This is a genomic window from Methylorubrum populi (assembly GCF_002355515.1).
GTDB classification, from domain to species: domain Bacteria; phylum Pseudomonadota; class Alphaproteobacteria; order Rhizobiales; family Beijerinckiaceae; genus Methylobacterium; species Methylobacterium populi_A.
Genome location: NZ_AP014809.1, coordinates 3322208 through 3340733, shown reverse-complemented (window position 1 = coordinate 3340733; position 18526 = coordinate 3322208). Strand labels below are relative to the sequence as shown.

At 67.4% G+C, this 18526-nt stretch carries 22 protein-coding genes; 5 read left to right on the top strand and 17 right to left on the bottom strand.

Translation table 11 applies throughout. The annotated features are described in order from the left end of the window. Positions 1-105: 105 nt before the first annotated feature. A complete protein-coding gene (locus MPPM_RS15330) occupies positions 106-531 on the top strand; it encodes an Lrp/AsnC family transcriptional regulator (RefSeq protein WP_096485779.1) in 426 nt (141 codons plus the stop codon). Between the two features lies 1 nt (position 532). Here the strand turns inward: MPPM_RS15330 and MPPM_RS15325 are convergent, their stop codons facing one another. From MPPM_RS15325 to MPPM_RS15315, 3 genes are all read right to left on the bottom strand, one after another. Further along, positions 533-991: a type II toxin-antitoxin system RatA family toxin gene (locus MPPM_RS15325; protein WP_096485778.1), complete on the bottom strand. Its 459-nt coding sequence runs from the start codon at positions 989-991 to the stop codon at positions 533-535. Positions 992-997: 6 nt separating this feature from the next. Next, positions 998-2002: a lipoyl synthase gene (gene lipA, locus MPPM_RS15320; protein WP_096485777.1), complete on the bottom strand. Its 1005-nt coding sequence runs from the start codon at positions 2000-2002 to the stop codon at positions 998-1000. Between the two features lie 133 nt (positions 2003-2135). Continuing rightward, complete coding sequence (locus MPPM_RS15315) at positions 2136-2873, bottom strand: cell wall hydrolase (protein WP_096485776.1); 738 nt, start codon at positions 2871-2873, stop codon at positions 2136-2138. 208 nt (positions 2874-3081) lie between these two features. On the opposite strand from MPPM_RS15315, the gene MPPM_RS15310 reads away from it, so the two are divergent. After that, complete coding sequence (locus tag MPPM_RS15310; RefSeq protein ID WP_096485775.1) at positions 3082-3297, top strand: hypothetical protein; 216 nt, start codon at positions 3082-3084, stop codon at positions 3295-3297. Between the two features lie 20 nt (positions 3298-3317). Further along, a complete protein-coding gene (locus MPPM_RS15305; protein ID WP_096485774.1) occupies positions 3318-4664 on the top strand; it encodes a PQQ-dependent sugar dehydrogenase in 1347 nt (448 codons plus the stop codon). Between the two features lie 22 nt (positions 4665-4686). Here the strand turns inward: MPPM_RS15305 and MPPM_RS15300 are convergent, their stop codons facing one another. The 3 genes from MPPM_RS15300 to MPPM_RS15290 all read right to left on the bottom strand — a co-directional run bounded on the left by MPPM_RS15300 (position 4687) and on the right by MPPM_RS15290 (position 6299). Continuing rightward, the gene (locus tag MPPM_RS15300) at positions 4687-5316 is read right to left on the bottom strand and encodes a L,D-transpeptidase (protein WP_096485773.1); all 630 of its coding nucleotides are present in this window, start codon (positions 5314-5316) and stop codon (positions 4687-4689) included. A 98-nt stretch (positions 5317-5414) separates the two neighbouring features. Then, complete coding sequence (locus MPPM_RS15295) at positions 5415-5675, bottom strand: hypothetical protein (protein WP_096485772.1); 261 nt, start codon at positions 5673-5675, stop codon at positions 5415-5417. A 117-nt stretch (positions 5676-5792) separates the two neighbouring features. Continuing rightward, on the bottom strand, positions 5793-6299 hold the full coding sequence (locus MPPM_RS15290; protein WP_096485771.1) for a 1,3-beta-glucanase: 507 nt from the start codon (positions 6297-6299) through the stop codon (positions 5793-5795). A 335-nt stretch (positions 6300-6634) separates the two neighbouring features. Between MPPM_RS15290 and MPPM_RS15285 the strand changes: the two genes are divergently transcribed. Beyond that, the gene (locus tag MPPM_RS15285; protein ID WP_096485770.1) at positions 6635-7342 is read left to right on the top strand and encodes a YoaK family protein; all 708 of its coding nucleotides are present in this window, start codon (positions 6635-6637) and stop codon (positions 7340-7342) included. A 111-nt stretch (positions 7343-7453) separates the two neighbouring features. Here MPPM_RS15285 and MPPM_RS28540 read toward each other — a convergent pair whose 3' ends face one another. From MPPM_RS28540 to eno, 8 genes are all read right to left on the bottom strand, one after another. After that, on the bottom strand, positions 7454-7606 hold the full coding sequence (locus MPPM_RS28540; RefSeq protein ID WP_173807917.1) for a hypothetical protein: 153 nt from the start codon (positions 7604-7606) through the stop codon (positions 7454-7456). A 244-nt stretch (positions 7607-7850) separates the two neighbouring features. Beyond that, positions 7851-9290, bottom strand: a complete 1440-nt coding sequence (lpdA, locus tag MPPM_RS15280) for a dihydrolipoyl dehydrogenase (RefSeq protein WP_096485769.1) — start codon at positions 9288-9290, stop codon at positions 7851-7853. Between the two features lie 193 nt (positions 9291-9483). Next, the gene (locus MPPM_RS15275; protein WP_096485768.1) at positions 9484-10893 is read right to left on the bottom strand and encodes a pyruvate dehydrogenase complex dihydrolipoamide acetyltransferase; all 1410 of its coding nucleotides are present in this window, start codon (positions 10891-10893) and stop codon (positions 9484-9486) included. A 33-nt stretch (positions 10894-10926) separates the two neighbouring features. Continuing rightward, the gene (locus MPPM_RS15270) at positions 10927-11205 is read right to left on the bottom strand and encodes a DUF5076 domain-containing protein (protein ID WP_096485767.1); all 279 of its coding nucleotides are present in this window, start codon (positions 11203-11205) and stop codon (positions 10927-10929) included. A gap of 10 nt (positions 11206-11215) precedes the next feature. After that, positions 11216-12664: a pyruvate dehydrogenase complex E1 component subunit beta gene (locus MPPM_RS15265; RefSeq protein WP_096485766.1), complete on the bottom strand. Its 1449-nt coding sequence runs from the start codon at positions 12662-12664 to the stop codon at positions 11216-11218. A gap of 103 nt (positions 12665-12767) precedes the next feature. After that, positions 12768-13817, bottom strand: coding sequence for a pyruvate dehydrogenase (acetyl-transferring) E1 component subunit alpha (pdhA, locus tag MPPM_RS15260; RefSeq protein ID WP_096485765.1), 1050 nt, complete (start codon positions 13815-13817; stop codon positions 12768-12770). A 175-nt stretch (positions 13818-13992) separates the two neighbouring features. Further along, positions 13993-14304 carry an FtsB family cell division protein gene (locus MPPM_RS15255; RefSeq protein ID WP_003597459.1) on the bottom strand — a complete coding sequence of 104 codons (312 nt, stop codon included), beginning with the start codon at positions 14302-14304 and terminating at the stop codon, positions 13993-13995. Positions 14305-14446: 142 nt separating this feature from the next. After that, positions 14447-15736 carry a phosphopyruvate hydratase gene (gene eno / locus MPPM_RS15250; protein ID WP_096485764.1) on the bottom strand — a complete coding sequence of 430 codons (1290 nt, stop codon included), beginning with the start codon at positions 15734-15736 and terminating at the stop codon, positions 14447-14449. Between the two features lie 264 nt (positions 15737-16000). Between eno and queF the strand changes: the two genes are divergently transcribed. Continuing rightward, positions 16001-16462: a preQ(1) synthase gene (gene queF / locus MPPM_RS15245; RefSeq protein WP_096485763.1), complete on the top strand. Its 462-nt coding sequence runs from the start codon at positions 16001-16003 to the stop codon at positions 16460-16462. A 15-nt stretch (positions 16463-16477) separates the two neighbouring features. Here the strand turns inward: queF and MPPM_RS15240 are convergent, their stop codons facing one another. The 3 genes from MPPM_RS15240 to kdsA form a co-directional block, all read right to left on the bottom strand. Further along, positions 16478-16996: a hypothetical protein gene (locus tag MPPM_RS15240; protein WP_096487872.1), complete on the bottom strand. Its 519-nt coding sequence runs from the start codon at positions 16994-16996 to the stop codon at positions 16478-16480. A 171-nt stretch (positions 16997-17167) separates the two neighbouring features. Continuing rightward, positions 17168-17470: a hypothetical protein gene (locus tag MPPM_RS15235; RefSeq protein ID WP_096485762.1), complete on the bottom strand. Its 303-nt coding sequence runs from the start codon at positions 17468-17470 to the stop codon at positions 17168-17170. A gap of 202 nt (positions 17471-17672) precedes the next feature. Next, the gene (kdsA, locus tag MPPM_RS15230; RefSeq protein WP_096487871.1) at positions 17673-18521 is read right to left on the bottom strand and encodes a 3-deoxy-8-phosphooctulonate synthase; all 849 of its coding nucleotides are present in this window, start codon (positions 18519-18521) and stop codon (positions 17673-17675) included. Positions 18522-18526 lie beyond the last annotated feature (5 nt).

Genomic DNA, 18526 nt, shown 5'->3' with positions numbered 1-18526 from the left:
GCAAGCATGGCTGAGGGAAACGGACCATCGACAGAGGCATAAATGCTCGATCGGGACGGGGCAGCGCCCACTCTGCTATGCTCAGTTGCTCAGAGTGATGCGGCCATGCTCGACGCGACCGATCGCCAACTGCTCGCCCTCCTGCGGACCGATGCGCGGATGCCGGTGGCCAAGCTCGCCGCGGCGCTCGGTGTCACGCGAGCGACCGCGCGGGTGCGGCTCGACCGCATGGTGAAGGCCGGAATCATCACCGGCTTCACCGTCACCGTGCGGGATCTGGAGCCCGGGGGCGTGCGGGCGGTGACGCTGATCGAGGTCGATGGACGTCACGCCGAGAGCGTAATCCGCCGCCTGTCCGGCCTGCCGGAGATCCGGGCGCTCCATACCACCAACGGACGCTGGGACATCGTCGCCGAGATCGAGGTCCCCACGCTTGGCGATTTCGACGCTCTGCTGCGCATCATCCGCCAGTTCGAGGGAATCGCCAATTCCGAGACCAGCATCCTGCTTGCGGCTCGCAAGGGCGGATGAGTCAGGCGGGTGCGCCGTAGATCGCCGCGGCCCGGCCCTCGAACGCGTCGGTGAACTTGCGGAAGGCGCGGTCGAACATCGTCCCCATCAGGAGGCCGAGGGTGCGGCTCTTGAACTCGTAGGTGATGAAGAAGTCGACCTCGCAACCGCCGCCATCGATGTCGCGGAAGGACCAGCGGTTCTCGAGGTGCTTGAACGGCCCGTCGATGTACTCCGCGGTGATCTTGCGGTTGTCGCGGTCGAGACTCACGCGGGTGGTGAACCGTTCACGGATCGCCTTGTAGCCGACGCCCATCTCCGCGACCCGCACCTTCGTACCGTTCGGGCCCTCGGCGTCGCGCAGCACGCGCAGCGACTCGCAGAGCGGCAGAAACTCGGGATAGCGCTCGATATCGGCGACGAGATCGTACATCTGCGTCGCCGAGTGACGCACTTTCCTCGTGATGCGGAAGGAGGGCATTCGGGCTCAGGCGCTGACGGCGACGGGGGCGGGCCCGAGCTTGGCCAGACGGGCGGCCTTCAGGCGGGCGAAATCCTCGCCGGCGTGATGCGACGAGCGCGTGAGCGGCGTCGCCGAGACCAGCAGGAAGCCCTTGGCATAGGCCGTGGTCTCGTAGGCTTTGAACTCGTCCGGCGGCACGAAGCGCACGACCTCATGGTGCTTGCGGGTGGGCTGCAGATATTGGCCGATGGTGAGGAAGTCGACCTCCGCAGAGCGCAGATCGTCCATGAGCTGCAGGACTTCGTTCCGCTCCTCGCCGAGACCGACCATGATGCCGGATTTCGTGAAGATCGTCGGATCGAGTTCCTTGACCCGCTGCAGCAGGCGCACGGAGTGGAAGTAGCGGGCGCCGGGCCGCACGGTCACGTACTTGCCGGGCACGGTCTCGAGGTTGTGGTTGAACACGTCGGGCTTGGCCGCGACCACGACTTCGAGGGCGCCGGGCTTGCGCAGGAAGTCGGGCGTCAGGATCTCGACGGTGGTGCCGGAACTCGCCCTCCGGATCGCGGCGATGGTCCGCGAGAAATGCTCGGCGCCGCCATCCTTGAGGTCGTCGCGGTCCACCGAGGTGACGACGACGTGGTGGAGGCCGAGCTTGGCCACCGCGTCGGCGACCTTCTCCGGCTCGGCCGCGTCGAGCGCGTCCGGCAGGCCGGTGCGCACGTTGCAGAACGAGCAGGCCCGCGTGCAGGTGTCGCCCATGATCATGAAGGTGGCGTGCCGCTTCTCCCAGCACTCGCCGATATTGGGGCAGCCCGCCTCCTCGCAGACGGTCACCAGATTGTTGGCGCGAACGATGTCCTTGGTCTCGGCCCAGAGTTTCGAGCCCGGCGCCTTCACCCGGATCCAGTCCGGCTTGCGCTGGATGGCGGTGTCGGGCCGATGCGCCTTCTCGGGATGGCGCGGACGCGCGGGCACATCCAGCTTGGGCCGGGTGTCGTTGTTCAGTAGATCGAGGACGACGGCCATGGCGATGCGGGGGAGCCTCACGGGAGCCGGGCCGGTCCGCCCGGCCGCGTCCCTGACTTAAGGCCTCGCGCACTCTGCGCATAGGGCGGGGGCGACAACCCGCCCCGGCCGTAACCCTGCCCGGTGACAGTTTCTAGTGCTTGTCGCGTCCGGGGGCCGAGGCGTAGCGGGCCGGGCCGGGGATGCGCAGTTCGGGCGCCGTCGGCGCGGTGTACTCGGCGGTCAGCGTCGGCTGGACGCGGCCGGTGAGCGGCAGGCCGATCATGCCGGAATTCGCTGCGGCGACCTGGAGCGGCATCAGGCGGCCGGAAGCCATCTGCACAACGGCGCGGGGCTGCACCGCCGGCAGGTAACCCTCGCGATCGCTCTTCTCGTAGAAGACGTTGCCGCCGGCCGCGGCGACGTAGTGCATGTTGTTGTACGGGAACTTGTAGCCCGCGGTGTGGAAGTGCAGCGCCGGGCCAACGCCCTCGTGGCGCTTGCCAGCGAGCAGCGCGTCCGCGACCTTCTCAAGGCGCTGCCGGTCCTGCTCACGCACGGGTTTGGTCAGCACGCCGTTGGCGAACTGCCGCTTCTGGCCGACGACCTCGCAGATCCGGCCGGGATAGGCCGGCGCGTCGAGGCGGTTCATCACGACGGTCCCGACGGCGAGGAGCCCGTCATCGTCGCTGCGGATCGACTCGAAATACATCGCCCGGGCGAGGCATTCCTTGTCGGCGGCGGTCGGCGCCTGCACGACCTTGGCGTTCGTCGCGATCGAACCTGTCGTCAGCTCAGCCTGATGCGGAAGCAAGCCGCATCCCCCAAGACCCGAACCGGTCAGCGCTAGCCCAAAAAGGCAGAGAAGACGGAAGGTCCGGTCGGCTTGCATGCAGGCTCCTGAAGGCTGACGACGCTGGATGGCCAAGCTGGACCATTCCGCCCACAGGAGCAAAGAAACTGTTAAGCCTGGACGACGAATCCAGGGGGGTGTGTCCTTTGGCACACGCCCGACCTGCGCGATCCTGCGCCGCCGATTGAACAGAGTGGCGAGCTTGGGCGTTGATCGCGCTGGAGCGTCGTCATTGAAGGACCGGGCCATGGTGGAAGCGAGCGCGGAATCGCCGGTCGCCTTCGATGAGCGGATGCGCGAGGAGGCCGCTGTGGCGGGCCGCGCCGCGCTGGAGGCGTCCCTGCAGCGCTTCACTGTCGAGCAGCGCGACGCGTTCTGGAATGCGATTGGGCTCTACTATTCCACCCGCCGCCATCCCGGGGCGGACGAGGTTGCCGCGCAGGCCGCTGCGACACTCGCCTGACCCGCTTCGTCGAGGTTTCGATGCGTACCTCCGCCAAGATCGGCCTCGCCGCGCTCGCCGTCGTTCTGCTCGGTGGAGCGGCGTTCCTGCGTTTCGTCGTCTATCCGGAATCCGCCGCCCTCGACGTGGCGGCGAGCAGCGGCTCGAACCCGACCCTGCCGGCACCGAACCCGACGCTGATGCCCACCGTCAACATCGCCCGCGTGGCGGGCTGGAGCGAAGGCGCCAATCCGAAGGCGGCGCAGGGCTTGAGCGTCGCCCGCTTCGCCACCGGGCTCGACCATCCGCGCTGGCCCTACGTCCTGCCCAACGGCGACGTGCTCGTCGCCGAGAGCCAAGCGCCGAAATCCGGCGATCATTCCACCAGCATCACTGATTGGGTCGCCGACAAGGTGAAGAGCATGGCAGGGGCCGGCGGCGCCAGCGCCGACCGCATCGTGCTCCTGCGCGACCGGGACGGCGACGGCGTGGCCGAGGAACGCCACGTCTTCCTCAAGGGGCTGACCTCCCCCTTCGGGATGGCCCTCGTCGGCTCCGACCTCTACGTGGCGAATGCCGACGCGCTCGTCCGCATCCCCTATTCCGAGGGGCAGACCGAGATCACGGCAACCCCGGAAAAGGTCGTCGACCTGCCCTCCGGTATCAATCACCACTGGACCAAGAACGTCGTTGCGAGCCCGGACGGGAAGAAGCTCTTCATCACCGTCGGCTCGAACAGCAATGTCGGCGAGAACGGCCTCGATATCGAGAAGGGCCGTGCCGCGATCTGGGAATACACCCTCGCTACCAAGGCGATGCGCGAATACGCCACCGGCCTGCGCAACCCGAATGGCCTCGCCTTCGAGCCGGCGACGGGCGAGTTGTGGACCGCGGTGAACGAGCGCGACGAGATCGGCAGCGATCTGGTGCCCGACTACATCACCCGCGTGAAGGAAGGGGCCTTCTACGGCTGGCCCTGGAGCTACTGGGGTCAACACGTGGACGAACGGGTGCAGCCGCCGCAGCCGGAAAAGGTGAGATCGGCCATCGCGCCCGACTACGCCGTCGGCACGCACACGGCCTCCCTCGGTATCGCCTTCTCGATGAACTCGACTTTGCCGGAGGCCTGGAAGAGCGGTCTGTTCGTGGCCCAGCACGGCTCGTGGAACCGTCGCCCGAAGAGCGGCTACAAGGTGATCTACGTGCCGTTTCAGGCCGGCAAGCCCGTCGGCGCGCCCGTGGATGCGCTGACCAGCTTCCTCAACGCCGACGAGAAGGCGCAAGGACGGCCCGTCGGCGTGGCGATCGACAGAACCGGTGCGCTGCTGGTGACCGACGATGTCGGCAACACGGTCTGGCGGGTGACCGGCGCGACGGCGTCGAATTGATCCGACCGCGCCCCGTCAGGCGTCAGTACAGATCGCCGTAACCCACGCCGACGCCGTAGCCTTCGTCGAACACGTCCCGGGAGCGGCGGACGGGCGGGCCGTACGCCTCGTCCTCCCAGGCCCGGCCGCGGGACCGCACCGCCACCACACCCTCGTCGTTGCCACGCCGGGCGGAGCGGGTCCGCGTCGGCCTCTCGACGCCGGCCACCGGAGCGTCCCCGACGCTGCCGTCGATGACGACCCGGGTGTTGGCCATCTTCTGCTGCCTCACGAGGGCGAACAGCGTGGCGGCGTTGCGCTGCGAGAGGCGGACGCAGCCATGCGAGGCGGCGCGGCCGAGCCGGCGGGTGTGGGTCGTCCCGTGGATCGCGTGGCCGACCTGCGTGAAGAAGATCGCATGGGGCATCGGCGCATTGTCCCACTCGCGGGAGAAGTGACTCTTCTCCATGCGGAATGGCCGGTAGCTGCCGTTCGGCGTGTCATGGGCCGCGACCCCCGTCGAGACGGGCCAGTTGTAGCGGGTCGAGCCGTCGACCACGACACTCATGCGCTGAGCATCCTTATCGACGGCGATGACGAGATCAGCCCGGGCCGCGGGAGCCGCGGCCATCAGGGTGAGGCTCGCGAGAAATCTGAGGAGAGGCAGGCGCATGGCGATCGTCCCGACTTCGATGCCTGCAACATGCCCTCCTCGGGCCGCGCTTCAAGCGGTGCGTCTCAACGCCACGAAGGTGACGTCGTCTCCGGCGTTCATCGATCCCGCGACGCGCTGCGGACGAAGCCACGGGAAATGAGGCGGCTGTTCTCGCGGGCTCGGCGCTCGGCCTCCATCAGATCCGATAGCGCGTCGGTGATGGCGCAGCGCAGGGCGATCCCCGCATCGCCCTGCGTGCTGCTGAGATAGGCCTGGGCGATGTCTTCTACGGGGCAGGCAGCTGCCCTCTCCCGTCCCGAACCCGCGAAGCGGGCGTCGGTGCCGTGACTGCGCTCGACCGTCTGGGGCTTGGGCATGGTCTCTCTCCGACTCGGTGTGAGAACGAAGATAGAACATGCCGAAATGGTTAACGAGACCTTACGGAGACCGATCGAGGCTGTGGACATCCTCTCCCGCGATCGCAATCCATGTCGTCAGCGCATGCCGGAGCCGATGAGCGGGTCGAAATAAGCGTCGGTTGGCCGTCGGGAGAAGCCGGCGCCGCCGGAGATGCCGGCGCCCGCCGGCGCCCCGCCTCCGCCCGACCCGATACTGCCCGTCACGTCGTCCAGCGGCCGCCGTGCCGAGGTTGCGACCCCGCCGCCGCCGGACGCGAGGCCGGCGCCCCCGATTGCGGTGGATGCACCGCCGCTGCCGAGACTCAAGCCGCCGGCACTGGTGGCCATGCCCGGTCTCGACGCACCGAGGCCGGAAATCCCCGACCCACCGCCGAAGCTCAGGCCCCCGGGATTGGCGAGGGCCATGGTCGGGGTCGGTGCCGCGACCGTCGGGACCGTCGAGGTGGGGCCGAAGGGAAGGCCAGGCGCTGTGAAGCCGGAGGGCACCCCCGTACCGGCAGCGGTCTGCGCCGGGGCCGGGGCACCGCCGAGCCCGAGACTCAGGATGAAGAGGCCGAACCGAAGCGTCCCGATCGTCGCCATAGACACACCCTCCCGCGCGTCAGTCTTCTCGAGCACATCTGGCCAACGCCGCATCGGCGGCGCAGTTTCCGGCTGGCCGGAAAGGGATCGAAGCGCTTCCGAAGGGGTCGGCTGCCCGCAGAGGGGCGATCCATGATCACCTCCGGGCCTTCGCTCACGACGAGGGAAGAACGACGGTGACCAAGAGAGGTACGGCCATCAGAAGCATCAAACGGCCGAGAAAAAGCATCGACGCCTCGACGGCGCGAGACAATCGGACGGTTGGCCAGGTCACGTAAGGAATCTTGCGGTTACACTGGTCGCGACCCTGACTTTTCGATCGCTGGTTCCCGCCCATGCTCGTCCAGGAAGGCCAAAGCCGAACGCCAGGCATCGACCGGCGCCTTGCCGGGTCGTTCGCGGGGATCGCCGGTGCGCTGAACGCCGCCGGCTTCTGCGCCTTCGGGACGTTCTCCTCGAACATGACCGGCAACGTCTCGGCAGTGGCCGATCACCTCGGCCTCGGCGAGGTGGCGCGCGCACTGCCGATTCTGGCCCTCATCACCGCCTTCCTGGCGGGTGCCATGAGCGCCACGATGCTCATCAGCGCGGGCCGTCAGCACCGGCTCGGTGGCGTCTACGCCTACAGCGTGCTGACGGAGGCCCTGCTGCTCGTCAGTCTCGGCGTTCTCGGCCTCTCGCTGCCCGGGGTCTGGCAGGGGGCTGTTCTCGTGACGGGCCTCAGCTTCCTGCTCGGCCTGCAGAACGCGACGATCACGCAGATCACCGATGCCCGCGTGCGCACGACCCATGTGACCGGCATGGTGACGGATCTCGGGATCGGTCTGGCACGTCTGCTGTCGCGCGGTGGCGACGGGTCGAGCCCGGATCGGGAGAAGATGTATCTCTACGCAGTGACGGTGGCGGCCTTCCTGGCCGGCGGCATGATGGGGGTAATGGCGTGGCGCGTTCTCGGCAGCGCCCTTCTGTTCGTCGCCGCCGGATTGCTGGCTCTGTTGGCGCTCGCCGGTATTGCTTCAGCGCGTCGACTGAACGCGTCTTGAGTTCGTTCCAGGGCTGCCCCGCCGGGGGATCGATGTCCTCGACGGTGATGGCCAGCGGCGCTGGGGCCTAGGATTGCGCCAATCATGGAAGCGTCGTTCGACCGGCAGCGTCTACTCGTGCTCCTCACGGAAGACGACGTAGCTCAGCGGCCCGGCACAAAGGAACAGCAGCAGCAGCGTGACGTAGAGATGAACCTGCATCGCCGTCAGCGACGCGTAGATGCCCACGAGGCCGATGATGAGCAGGAGGACACGTAGGATCATGGATCGGCCGATCTTCGCAGCACGGGCGCTTGACGCCCGGTATACGCGAGGCCTTATCGGCGAAGATGCAACCAAAGCGTATTCAATCCGTACCGTTACCACCATCCACCGCTAAATTCGTACCGACCCGCGCGGGATGGGGCGAGGTCAGAGGCATTGCCGGAAAAACGAAGGGTGCGCCCGAGCGCGGCATCGAGCCCGCTCCGGCGCACCCTTCGAAGACATTCGGCCCTCGCCGATCCGTTCAGGTGTGGATCACCCGACCGTAGGCGTCGAGTACGCTCTCGTGCATCATCTCGGAGAGCGTCGGATGCGGGAAGACCGTGTGCATCAGCTCTTCCTCGGTCGTCTCGAGGGTCATCGCGACGACATAACCCTGGATCAGCTCGGTCACTTCGGCACCAATCATGTGGGCACCGAGCAGCTGGCCGGTCTTGGCATCGAAAATCGTCTTGATCAGACCATCCGGCTCACCCAGCGCGATCGCCTTGCCGTTGCCCGCGAAGGGGAAGCGGCCGACCTTGATCGAGAGACCGAGATCCTTGGCCTTCCCCTCGGTGATGCCGACACTGGCGATCTGCGGGTGGCAATAGGTGCAGCCCGGGATCTTGCCCTTGTCCATCGGGTGCGTGTGCAGGCCCTTGATGGTCTCGATGCAGATGACGCCCTCGTGCTCGGCCTTGTGGGCGAGCATCGGCGGACCGGCCACGTCGCCGATGGCGTAGATGCCCGGCACGTTGGTGCGACCGAGCCCGTCGGTGACGACGACGCCGCGCTCGATCTTCACCCCGAGCTTCTCGAGCCCGAGATTCTCGATATTGCCGACGACACCGACGGCCGAGATCAGCTTCTCGGCGGTGAGCTGCTGCGTCTTGCCCTTGTCGTCCTCCACCGTGGCGGTGACGGAGTTGGCGCCCTTTTCGACCTTCGTCACCTTGGCGCCGGTGAGAATCTTGATGCCCTGCTTCTCGAAGCGCTTGCGGGCGAGGCCGGCGATCTCCGCATCCTCGACGGGGAGGATCTGCGGCAGCAGCTCGATCACCGTCACCTCGGCGCCCATGGTCCGGTAGAACGAGGCGAACTCGATGCCGATGGCGCCGGAGCCCATCACCAGCAGGCTCTTGGGCATCGCCTCCGGCACCATGGCCTCGTAATATGTCCAGATCTGCTTCTTGTCGGGCTCGATGCCGGGCAGCACGCGGGGCCGCGCGCCGGTCGCGACGATGATGTGCTTGGCCGAATAGGTGCCGGCGCCCTTGGCGCCCTTCGGCGGCTCCGCCCGCTTGGTCTCCTTGACCGTCACCTTGCCGGGCTCGTTGCCCTTGGCGGCCGCATCGATCGAGGCCTCGCCCCAGATCACGTCGACCTTGTTCTTCTTCAGCAGCATGCCTACGCCGCCGTTGAGCCGGCCCGACACGCCGCGGGAGCGCTTCACGATCGCCGCCGCGTCGAAGCTGACCTCCTTGGCCGAGAGCCCGTAATCGGAGGCGTGCTGCATGTAGTGGTAGATCTCGGCCGAGCGCAGCAGCGCCTTGGTCGGGATGCAGCCCCAGTTCAGGCAGATGCCGCCGAGATGTTCACGATCGACCACGGCGGTCTTGAAGCCGAGCTGTGCAGCGCGGATCGCGGTCACGTAGCCGCCGGGCCCCGCGCCGATGATAAGGACGTCGTAGGTTTCGGACATCAAGGCCTCCTGCTCCCCTCCCTCTTCCGGGGCGGGGTCGAGAGTGGGGATGGCGCCGTTCGGGCCGCAGTCGCGGATGAGAGGATGGGGGCGGTCGGCACCGGACGGACGACGCTGGTGTGCTCCGTTGCGAACCGCCCGGCCCTCCAACACATCCCCGAGAGAACAGGTCGGAGGTTCGTGTCGGCTGACCTCAGACGAGCATTCCCATCGGGTTCTCGATCAGGCCCTTGAAGGCGGCGATCAGCTCGGCACCGAGCGCCCCATCGAGGACACGATGATCGCAGGAGAGCGTCGCGGTCATGGCCTGGATCACCGCCGGGGCACCGTCCTTGACGACGACCCGCTTCTCGCCGGCGCCGACCGCGAGGATTGTCGATTGCGGCGGGTTGATCACCGCCGTGAAGTGCTTGATGCCGAACATGCCGAGGTTCGAGACCGAGGTGACGCCGCCCTGGTACTCCTCCGGCTTCAGCTTCTTCGCCCGGGCGCGGCTCGCGAAATCCTTCATCTCGTTGGAGATGGCGGAGAGCGTCTTCTGGTCGGCCTTGCGGATCACCGGCGTGAACAGGCCGCCGTCAATCGCCACCGCGACGCCGACCTCGGCATGCTTGAAGCGCAGGATGCGGTCCTCGGCCCAGACGGCGTTGGCGGCGGGAACGCGGGTAAGGGCGAGACCCATCGCCTTGATAACGAAGTCGTTCACCGAGAGCTTGAACAGCGGCTTGCCGTCCTTGTCCTTGCCGGCCGAGCCGTTGAGCGTCTCGCGCAGCTTCATCAGCGCGTCGAGTTCGCAATCGACGGTGAGATAGAAGTGCGGGGCGACCTGCATCGCCTCGGTGAGACGCTTGGCGATGGTCTTGCGCATGCCGTCGAGGGGCACTTCCTCGAAGCTGCCCTTCTCGTAGAAGCCCTTGACCTGATCGAGGCTGAGACCGGCCGGGGCGCCGCCCGCCGGGGCCGCCTTCGGAGCGGGTTTCTCCGCCGCCGGAGCGGCGGCCTGGGTCTCGGGCTTGGCCGCGGCGCCGGCCTTGGCCGTGCCGCCCTCGATCGCCGCCTGCACGTCGCGCTGGATCACGCGGCCATGCGGACCCGAGCCCTTGACCGCGGAGAGTTCGACGCCCTCCTGCTTGGCGATGCGTCGGGCGAGCGGCGAGGCGAAGACGCGGCCGCCGGAACCCTGGCTGGTGGGCTGCGCGGCGCCGTTCGGCTTGGCGCCCTCGGGCGCCTGATCGACCCGGGCATAAGAGGCGTGGGCGCCGTCGGGCGCGGCGTTCTGGTCGGGGGTGCTCTTCGGCTCGACCGGGGCGGTCTTCGCTTCGGCGCCCCCCTTGGGCGCCTGCACGCTGCCCGGATCCTCGCCCTCCTCCGCAATCAGGGCGATCAGCTCGTTGACCGGCACATCGGCGGTGCCTTCGGCCACGAGGATCTTGGCGAGCACGCCCTCATCGACCGCCTCGACCTCCATGGTCGCCTTGTCGGTCTCGATCTCGGCGATCACGTCACCGGACTTGACGGCGTCGCCCTCCTTCTTGAGCCACTTGGCGAGGTTGCCCTTCTCCATGGTCGGGGAGAGCGCGGGCATCAGGACGTTGATCGGCATCGTGTCGTTCCCGAGCGGCCTTGAGAGGAAGGGTCAGTTGAGTGGGTTGTTGGGGGCGAGGCTCTCCGCCTCCCACCCGGCACGGATGCGCTCGAAGGCTTCCTCCTCCGAGATGTCCGCCTCCAGGGCGTAGGCGCGGGCGGCCTGCCGCGCGAGGTCGATGAGCAGGCGGCCCCAGGTGGCCGGGTCGTCGAAGGCCCGCCGGAGCGCCACGCTCACAGCTCCATCGACGATCGAGGCGCGCACGATCTCAATCCCGCCCTGTTCCAGAGCGTCGGGCGGGATCTCGAGTTCTTCGAATTTTTCCGACATTGACCTGTATTTACTTGTAGCAGACGCTTTTGACCGCCTCGACGACCTCCGCCACGCTCGGAAGAGCCAGCTTCTCGAGGTTGGCGGCGTAGGGCATCGGCACGTCCTTGCCGGTGACGCGCAGAACCGGAGCGTCGAGATAGTCGAAGGCATCGACCATCAGGCGGGCGACGATCTCGGCGCCGACGCCCGATTGCGGGAAGCCCTCTTCGACGCAGACGCAGCGGCCGGTCTTCTTGACCGATTCCACCACCGTGGCGCTGTCCATCGGACGGATCGTGCGCAGATCGATCACCTCAGCCTCGATGCCTTCTTCGGCGAGCGCCTGCGCCGCCTTGAGGGCGTAGGTCATGCCGATGGAGAAGGAGACGATGGTGACGTCCTTGCCGGGACGGTGGATGCGCGCCTTGCCGATCGGCAGCACGAGGTCGTCGATCTCCGGCACCGGGAAGGACTGGCCGTAGAGGATCTCGTTCTCGAGGAAGATCACCGGGTTGGGATCGCGGATCGCCGCCTTAAGCAGGCCCTTGGCGTCGGAGGCCGTGTAGGGCGCGATCACCTTGAGGCCCGGCACGTTGGAGTACCACGCGGCGTAGTCGTGGCTGTGCTGCGCGCCGACACGGGCGGCCGCGCCGTTGGGGCCGCGGAAGACGATCGGACAACCGAGCTGTCCGCCGGACATGTAGAGGGTCTTGGCCGCCGAGTTGATGATGTGGTCGATCGCCTGCATGGCGAAGTTGAACGTCATGAACTCGACGATCGGCTTCAGGCCCATGAAGGCCGCGCCGACGCCGATACCGGCGAAGCCGTGCTCGGTGATCGGCGTATCGACCACGCGCCGAGCCCCGAATTCCTGAAGCAGTCCCTGCGTGATCTTGTAGGCGCCCTGGTACTCGGCAACCTCCTCGCCCATCACGAGGACCTTCTCGTCCTTGCGCATCTCCTCGGCCATGGCGTCGCGCAGGGCCTCGCGCACGGTCATGGTCTTCATCGGGGAGTCGGCGGGGAACTCCTCCATCACCGGATCGGGCGCCTTGTTGGTGATGACGGCCGGTGCGGCCTGGGCCTTCGGCGCGTCATCCCCGGTCTTGGCGGACGCGGCCGAGGCGTCAGCCATGCCCTCGGCCTGCATGTCGGGGGTCGGGGCGGGCTCGCCGCCGGAGGCGCCGTTGGGCTTGCCCTTGCCGCCGCTCGCGGCCGCGGCCGAGACGTCCTCGCCCTCTTCGGCGATGATGGCGATCGGCGTGTTGACGGCGACGTTCTCGGTCCCGTCCGCGACGAGGATCTTGGCGAGGATGCCCTCGTCGATCGCCTCGACTTCCATGGTGGCCTTATCGGTCTCGATCTCGACCAGGACATCGCCCGCCTTGACCGGATCGCCCTCCTTCTTCAGCCATTTGGCGAGCTTTCCCTCCTCCATGGTCGGAGAGAGGGCGGGCATCAGGATGTCGGTCGCCATTTGCGCTGCTCTATCGATCCGGGTGCGTCGACGGTCGGGCGTGTTTTTGCGAAGGCCTCGCCAACCTCCGGCCCAACCGGCCGGAGGCGTGTCGGGGACACGTTCAGGCGCGGGCTTCGAGGAGGATGTCGGTCCAGAGCTCCGAGGGATCGGGCTCCGGATCGTGCGTCGCGAAGTCGGCGGATTCGTTGACGATCTCGCGGACCTTGGCGTCGATGCCCTTCAGGTCGGCCTCGGGTACGCCGTGCGCCTCGAGCAGGCGCTTGCGCACCATCTCGATCGGATCGTGTTCGTCGCGCATCTTCGAGACTTCGTCCTTCGACCGGTACTTGGCCGGATCGGACATCGAATGGCCGCGATAACGGTAGGTCTGCATCTCGAGGATGTAGGGGCCCTCGCCCGAGCGGGCGTGGTTGATCGCACGTGCCGCGGCCTCGCGGACCGTGCGCACGTCCATGCCGTCGACCTGCTCGCCGGGAATGCCGAAGGAGAGACCGCGCTTCGAGAAGTCCGTCTGCGCCGAGGCGCGGGCCACCGAGGTGCCCATGGCGTAGCGGTTGTTCTCGATCACGTAGACCACCGGCAGCTTCCACAGAGCCGCCATGTTGAAGCTCTCGTAGACCTGACCCTGGTTGGCCGCGCCGTCGCCCATATAGGTGAAGCTGACCTTGCCGTTCTTGAGGTAGGCGTCGGCGAAGGCGAGGCCGGTGCCGAGCGCGACCTGCGCACCGACGATGCCGTGGCCGCCGAAGAACTGCTTCTCGCGGCTGAACATGTGCATCGAGCCGCCCTTGCCGCGGGAATAGCCTCCGCGGCGCCCGGTCAGCTCGGCCATCACGCCCTTCGGATCCATGCCGCAGGCGAGCATGTGACCGTGATCGCGGTAGCCGGTGATGTTCTGGTCACCGTCCTCGCCGGCCATCTGCATGCCGACGACGACCGCTTCCTGGCCGATATAGAGATGGCAGAAGCCGCCGATCAGGCCCATGCCGTAGAGCTGTCCCGCCTTCTCCTCGAAGCGGCGGATCAACAGCATCTCGCGATAGGCGTGAAGATCTTCGTCCTTCGTGAACTGGGGAATATTCGGAGCCGGCTGATGTTGCGGCGCGTCCGTTCCCGCCGCAGGTTTCCCCGCCTCGCTGCCCGCAGCCATCGCGTCCTCCCAACATCACGCTCTGTTGGCAGGGGTTCTAGGGCAGCGATTTGCGGAAATCGAGGGGCGTGCTGACAGCCATCAAGTGCTGTTACCGCTACGATTGCAGCAAGGGTCTGGCTGCGAAGACAGTGCAAATGAAACTTTTACGAGTTGAACACCGCGGAAATAAAATTCACGGACCGATAATCACAAGGTCGTTTGCGTGAACCCGCCCGAGGACAACGCGCGCTCGTTCTTCCAAAAGGTCGCGGTCGATCTGCTCGCTTCGCAGCAGGGACACTCTGTGCTCCCAGGTGGCCCGCTCCGCTTTCGCCGCGTTCAACTCCTGGGTCAGTCCATAGGCTTCGACCTTCAGAACCCGCTTGGCCTCCAGGCCGCGGCTGCCGCTCTCGGCCTGATGCACGAAGTAGCCGACCACGAGGGCGGAGACCGTCCACAGGACGGCGGGAACGACGATGGCGCGGACGCGGCGACGGATGACCATGGCGGGTGAAAGCTTCGCCCGAACAGGGTGAAGAAAGGGTTTCCATCCGCCACCATCACGGCCGGGTCCGAGCTTGCGAAAAGGCGCGTCCGACCGGACCGGTCGGGCGCGCCCTCGATCTCATACCCGATTGCGGGACGGTTCAGCGTCCGGCGAGCTGACGGATCGCGCTGCGGCCGGCGTAGAGAGCCTGGGCACCGAGGCCTTCCTCGATGCGGATGAGCTGGTTGTACTTGGCCAGTCTGTCCGAGCGGGCGAGCGAGCCGGTCTTGATCTGCCCGCAATTCGTCGCGACGGCAAGGTCGGCGATCGTCGAATCCTCGGTCTCGCCGGAGCGGTGCGACATCACCGCGGTGTAGCCGGCACGTTGAGCCATATCGACGGCGGCGAGCGTCTCGGTGAGCGAGCCGATCTGATTGACCTTCACGAGGATCGAGTTGCCGGTGCCGGACTCGATGCCGCGGGCGAGACGCTCGACATTGGTGACGAACAGGTCGTCGCCGACGAGCTGCACCCGGTTGCCGATCCGGTCGGTGAGGAGCTTCCAGCCCTCCCAATCGTCCTCGGACATGCCGTCCTCGATGGAGAGGATCGGGTAGGCCGCGGTCAGCTTGGCGAGGTATTCGACCTGGGCCTCGATCGAGCGGGTCTGGCCCTCGCCCTCGTAGTGGTAGGCGCCGTCCTTGAAGAACTCGGTCGCGGCGCAGTCGAGCGCCAGCACCACGTCGCTGCCGGGCTTGAAGCCGGCGGCATTGATCGATTCCATGACGAAGTCGAGGGCGGCCTCGGCCGACGGCAGGTTCGGGGCGAAGCCGCCCTCGTCGCCGACATTGGTGTTGTGGCCGGCCTTCTTCAGGGCGCTCTTGAGGGTGTGGAAGATCTCCGCGCCCATCCGCACCGCGTCGGACAGCGAGGTGGCGCCGACCGGCATCACCATGAATTCCTGGAAGTCGATCGGGTTGTCGGCGTGCGCCCCGCCGTTGACGATGTTCATCATCGGCACCGGCAGCACCCGGCCCTGCACGCCGCCGACGTAGCGGTAGAGCGGCAGGCCGGCGGTCTCGGCCGCGGCCTTCGCCACGGCGAGCGAGACGCCGAGAATGGCGTTGGCGCCAAGGCGGGCCTTGTTCGGCGTACCGTCGAGGGCGATCATCGCCTCGTCGACCGCGACCTGATCCTCGGCATCCATTCCGCCGATCGCGTCGAGAATCTCGGTCTGCACCGCATCGACGGCCTTGAGCACGCCCTTGCCGTTGTAGCGACCCTTGTCGCCGTCGCGCAGCTCGACCGCCTCGTGCGCGCCGGTGGAGGCGCCGGAGGGGACCGCGGCGCGACCGAAGGACCCATCCTCCAACAGGACATCGACTTCGACGGTCGGGTTGCCGCGGCTGTCGAGAATCTCGCGGGCGGCGATATTGGTGATCGCGGTCATGGGCGCTCCTTGGCGGCGCGTCGCGGCGGGGCCGTCTCGCGGATTCCTTCGAGGCCCGCGCGTCCTGCGACGCTCTGCGTCGCGGGCTTATCCGCCAACCTCGGGACGTCGGCAAGCTCCCGGCGGGTGCTCGGGGCCGGGCTGTTTCGACAAAATCGGCGCGATGCAGCGAATTTTATCGGGCTCGCACCGCCGATCCGATGGAAACCCTGGCATTCACGGCCTGCCATAGGCGGGCGTGCGCGGGCCGCGTATAGGGCATCGATGGATTCGATCGAGACTCATGCCAAGCAACTCGGACGGCAGACGTCGCTCCCGACCTCGCCGGAAGACGCGCAACTCGACCGCGTGCCGAACCCGCATGCCGATACCGACTATCTCGCCCGCTTCACCGCACCGGAATTCACATCGCTCTGCCCGGTGACGGGTCAGCCGGATTTCGCAACACTCGTCATCGACTACGTGCCGGACCGCTGGCTCGTGGAGTCGAAGTCGCTGAAGCTCTACCTCGGGGCCTTCCGCAATCACGGCGCATTCCACGAGGATTGCACCGTCGGGATCGGGCGGCGGCTCGCCACCTTGCTCGAACCGCGCTGGCTGCGCATCGGCGGCTACTGGTATCCCCGCGGCGGCATTCCGATCGATGTGTTCTGGCAGACGGGCGAGCCGCCGAAAGCGGTCTGGCTCCCGGACCAGGGCGTCGCGCCCTATCGCGGCCGGGGCTGATCGCCGCGTCTGCCGTCACAGCGGCTCGGCCAGGACGCGCACGGTGCGGGCGATCAGCTTCTCCTGCGCGTCGATCGGGCCGCCATGGACGACGGCCACCGCCTCCAGCATCCGTTCGAGATCGTCGCGCTCGGACGCATCGAGCTTTTCGCGCAGGAGCGGGGCGAGATGGTCGACCGCGGTGTCGGCGTCGGAGGCCTGGGCGGCGGCGTGCCGGATATAGGCCATGCGCGTGCCGTGATCGTCATCGGGGGCGGTGACTTTGCGCATCTCCGCCTCGATGACCGCTTCCTGCTCCGGCGTCGGGGTGCCGCGAGCGAGCGCGACCAGGATCATCAGGACGCCGGCGGCATCGGCAGGGTCGCGAATCGCGCGCAGCGGCGCGGCGCGGAAGGCGGTTTCGCTGCGCGCCCTCAGCTTCGCATTGCGCCGGTCACCGAGGAAACGGTCGAGCTGTTCCATCCCGTTTCCGTAGATGAAGTAGTACATCAACCCCGTCATGACCGCTCCGACGACGGCTGCGATGACAGGCATGATTCCCCCGCGATTGCTGCGATGCGGCGGAACCTGTCTCATTGCCGCCCAGGTTGCAATCCTGGTCCGGTCTCGTCCGACGCGATGCCTGCTTCAAGCCTCGGCGACGGCGCGCACGGAAAAGGCGGCCGGTCGCCCGGCCGCCTTTTCCGCGCGTCAGAGGTTTAGAACTCAGTAGCCGTAATCGTAGTAGCCGTAGGCCGGGCGGCCGTAATAGCTGTCGCGGGCATAGGCGTCGCGCGCGGCGCCGGCGGCAATCGCGCCGGCCGCGAGGCCCGCAATACCGAGACCGACGGCGGCTCCGGTGCCGATGCCGCGGCGGCGACCGCCGTAATAGGCGCGCGGGCCGTAGCCGCCGTGATAATGGCCGTGGTGATGACCGTAGCCGCGGCCATAGGGGCGCGCGTCGGCGGAGGTTGCGGTCAGCGTGCCGACCGAGATCAGGGCGGCAGTCACAAGAGCGAGCTTACGCATAGCGTCCTTTCCGATCCAGAAGCGTCGTTGCGAGAGCATTCTGGCGTTCAAACATCCGAGCTTTGCCGGAAGTTCCCGCTGGTCCCGGAGGCGAGCGAATGCTTCACCGATGACCCACGGTTCACTCCGCTGTTCTCGATTGCCGGAAAATCTAGCGCGCAGCGCCTGAACGAGACCTGAAACGAACGCGACGGATTGGATCTTACCCCTTGGCGAGACGGTCGAAGGCCATCAGCCTTTCGACCAGGGCCGGCAGATCGGCGAGCGCCACCATGTTCGGCCCGTCGGAGGGCGCGCGGTCGGGATCGGGATGGGTCTCGATGAAGACACCCGCAACCCCGACCGCCACCGCCGCGCGGGCGAGCACCGCAACGAACTCCCGCTGCCCGCCGGAGGTGGCGCCCTGGCCGCCGGGTTGCTGCACCGAGTGCGTCGCGTCGAACACCACCGGCGCGCCCCCGGTGACACGCGCCATGATCGGCAGAGAGCGCATGTCCGAGACGAGCGTGTTGTAGCCGAATGAGGCGCCGCGCTCGGTGACGATGACGTTGGGATTGCCGGCCTCCGTCACCTTGGCGGCGACGTGCGCCATGTCCCAGGGCGCGAGAAACTGCCCCTTCTTGACGTTGACGGCCCGCCCGGTCGCCGCGGCGGCGAGCAGGAGGTCCGTCTGGCGGCAGAGAAAGGCCGGGATCTGCAGGATGTCGACGGCCTGTGCCGCGCGTTCGCATTGCTCGGCCTCGTGCACGTCGGTGAGGACGGGCAGGCCGAGACTCTCGCGAATCTCGGCGAAGACCGGCAGCGCCTCGTCGAGGCCGACGCCGCGGGCCGAGCGTCCGGAGGTGCGGTTGGCCTTGTCGAAGGACGACTTGAAGACGAGCCCGATTCCGAGTCGGCTCGCCATCTCCTTGAGGGCGGCGGCGACTTCGAGGGCGTGGTTTCGTCCTTCGAGCTGGCAAGGGCCGGCGATCAGAGCCAGCGGCAGATGGTTGGCGAAGGCGACGGCGCCGGTTCGGACGACGGGGCCGGAAGTCTGTGCGGTCTCGGGCATGACGC

Excerpts from the sequence above, each read along its gene's own strand:
- MPPM_RS15330 (WP_096485779.1), top strand. The coding sequence starts at position 106 with ATGCTCGACGCGACCGATCGCCAACTGCTCGCCCTCCTGCGGACCGAT.
- MPPM_RS15325 (WP_096485778.1), bottom strand. The coding sequence starts at position 991 with ATGCCCTCCTTCCGCATCACGAGGAAAGTGCGTCACTCGGCGACGCAG.
- lipA (WP_096485777.1), bottom strand. The coding sequence starts at position 2,002 with ATGGCCGTCGTCCTCGATCTACTGAACAACGACACCCGGCCCAAGCTG.
- MPPM_RS15315 (WP_096485776.1), bottom strand. The coding sequence starts at position 2,873 with ATGCAAGCCGACCGGACCTTCCGTCTTCTCTGCCTTTTTGGGCTAGCG.
- MPPM_RS15310 (WP_096485775.1), top strand. The coding sequence starts at position 3,082 with ATGGTGGAAGCGAGCGCGGAATCGCCGGTCGCCTTCGATGAGCGGATG.
- MPPM_RS15305 (WP_096485774.1), top strand. The coding sequence starts at position 3,318 with ATGCGTACCTCCGCCAAGATCGGCCTCGCCGCGCTCGCCGTCGTTCTG.
- MPPM_RS15300 (WP_096485773.1), bottom strand. The coding sequence starts at position 5,316 with ATGCGCCTGCCTCTCCTCAGATTTCTCGCGAGCCTCACCCTGATGGCC.
- MPPM_RS15295 (WP_096485772.1), bottom strand. The coding sequence starts at position 5,675 with ATGCCCAAGCCCCAGACGGTCGAGCGCAGTCACGGCACCGACGCCCGC.
- MPPM_RS15290 (WP_096485771.1), bottom strand. The coding sequence starts at position 6,299 with ATGGCGACGATCGGGACGCTTCGGTTCGGCCTCTTCATCCTGAGTCTC.
- MPPM_RS15285 (WP_096485770.1), top strand. The coding sequence starts at position 6,635 with ATGCTCGTCCAGGAAGGCCAAAGCCGAACGCCAGGCATCGACCGGCGC.
- MPPM_RS28540 (WP_173807917.1), bottom strand. The coding sequence starts at position 7,606 with ATGATCCTACGTGTCCTCCTGCTCATCATCGGCCTCGTGGGCATCTAC.
- lpdA (WP_096485769.1), bottom strand. The coding sequence starts at position 9,290 with ATGTCCGAAACCTACGACGTCCTTATCATCGGCGCGGGGCCCGGCGGC.
- MPPM_RS15275 (WP_096485768.1), bottom strand. The coding sequence starts at position 10,893 with ATGCCGATCAACGTCCTGATGCCCGCGCTCTCCCCGACCATGGAGAAG.
- MPPM_RS15270 (WP_096485767.1), bottom strand. The coding sequence starts at position 11,205 with ATGTCGGAAAAATTCGAAGAACTCGAGATCCCGCCCGACGCTCTGGAA.
- MPPM_RS15265 (WP_096485766.1), bottom strand. The coding sequence starts at position 12,664 with ATGGCGACCGACATCCTGATGCCCGCCCTCTCTCCGACCATGGAGGAG.
- pdhA (WP_096485765.1), bottom strand. The coding sequence starts at position 13,817 with ATGGCTGCGGGCAGCGAGGCGGGGAAACCTGCGGCGGGAACGGACGCG.
- MPPM_RS15255 (WP_003597459.1), bottom strand. The coding sequence starts at position 14,304 with ATGGTCATCCGTCGCCGCGTCCGCGCCATCGTCGTTCCCGCCGTCCTG.
- eno (WP_096485764.1), bottom strand. The coding sequence starts at position 15,736 with ATGACCGCGATCACCAATATCGCCGCCCGCGAGATTCTCGACAGCCGC.
- queF (WP_096485763.1), top strand. The coding sequence starts at position 16,001 with ATGGATTCGATCGAGACTCATGCCAAGCAACTCGGACGGCAGACGTCG.
- MPPM_RS15240 (WP_096487872.1), bottom strand. The coding sequence starts at position 16,996 with ATGCCTGTCATCGCAGCCGTCGTCGGAGCGGTCATGACGGGGTTGATG.
- MPPM_RS15235 (WP_096485762.1), bottom strand. The coding sequence starts at position 17,470 with ATGCGTAAGCTCGCTCTTGTGACTGCCGCCCTGATCTCGGTCGGCACG.
- kdsA (WP_096487871.1), bottom strand. The coding sequence starts at position 18,521 with ATGCCCGAGACCGCACAGACTTCCGGCCCCGTCGTCCGAACCGGCGCC.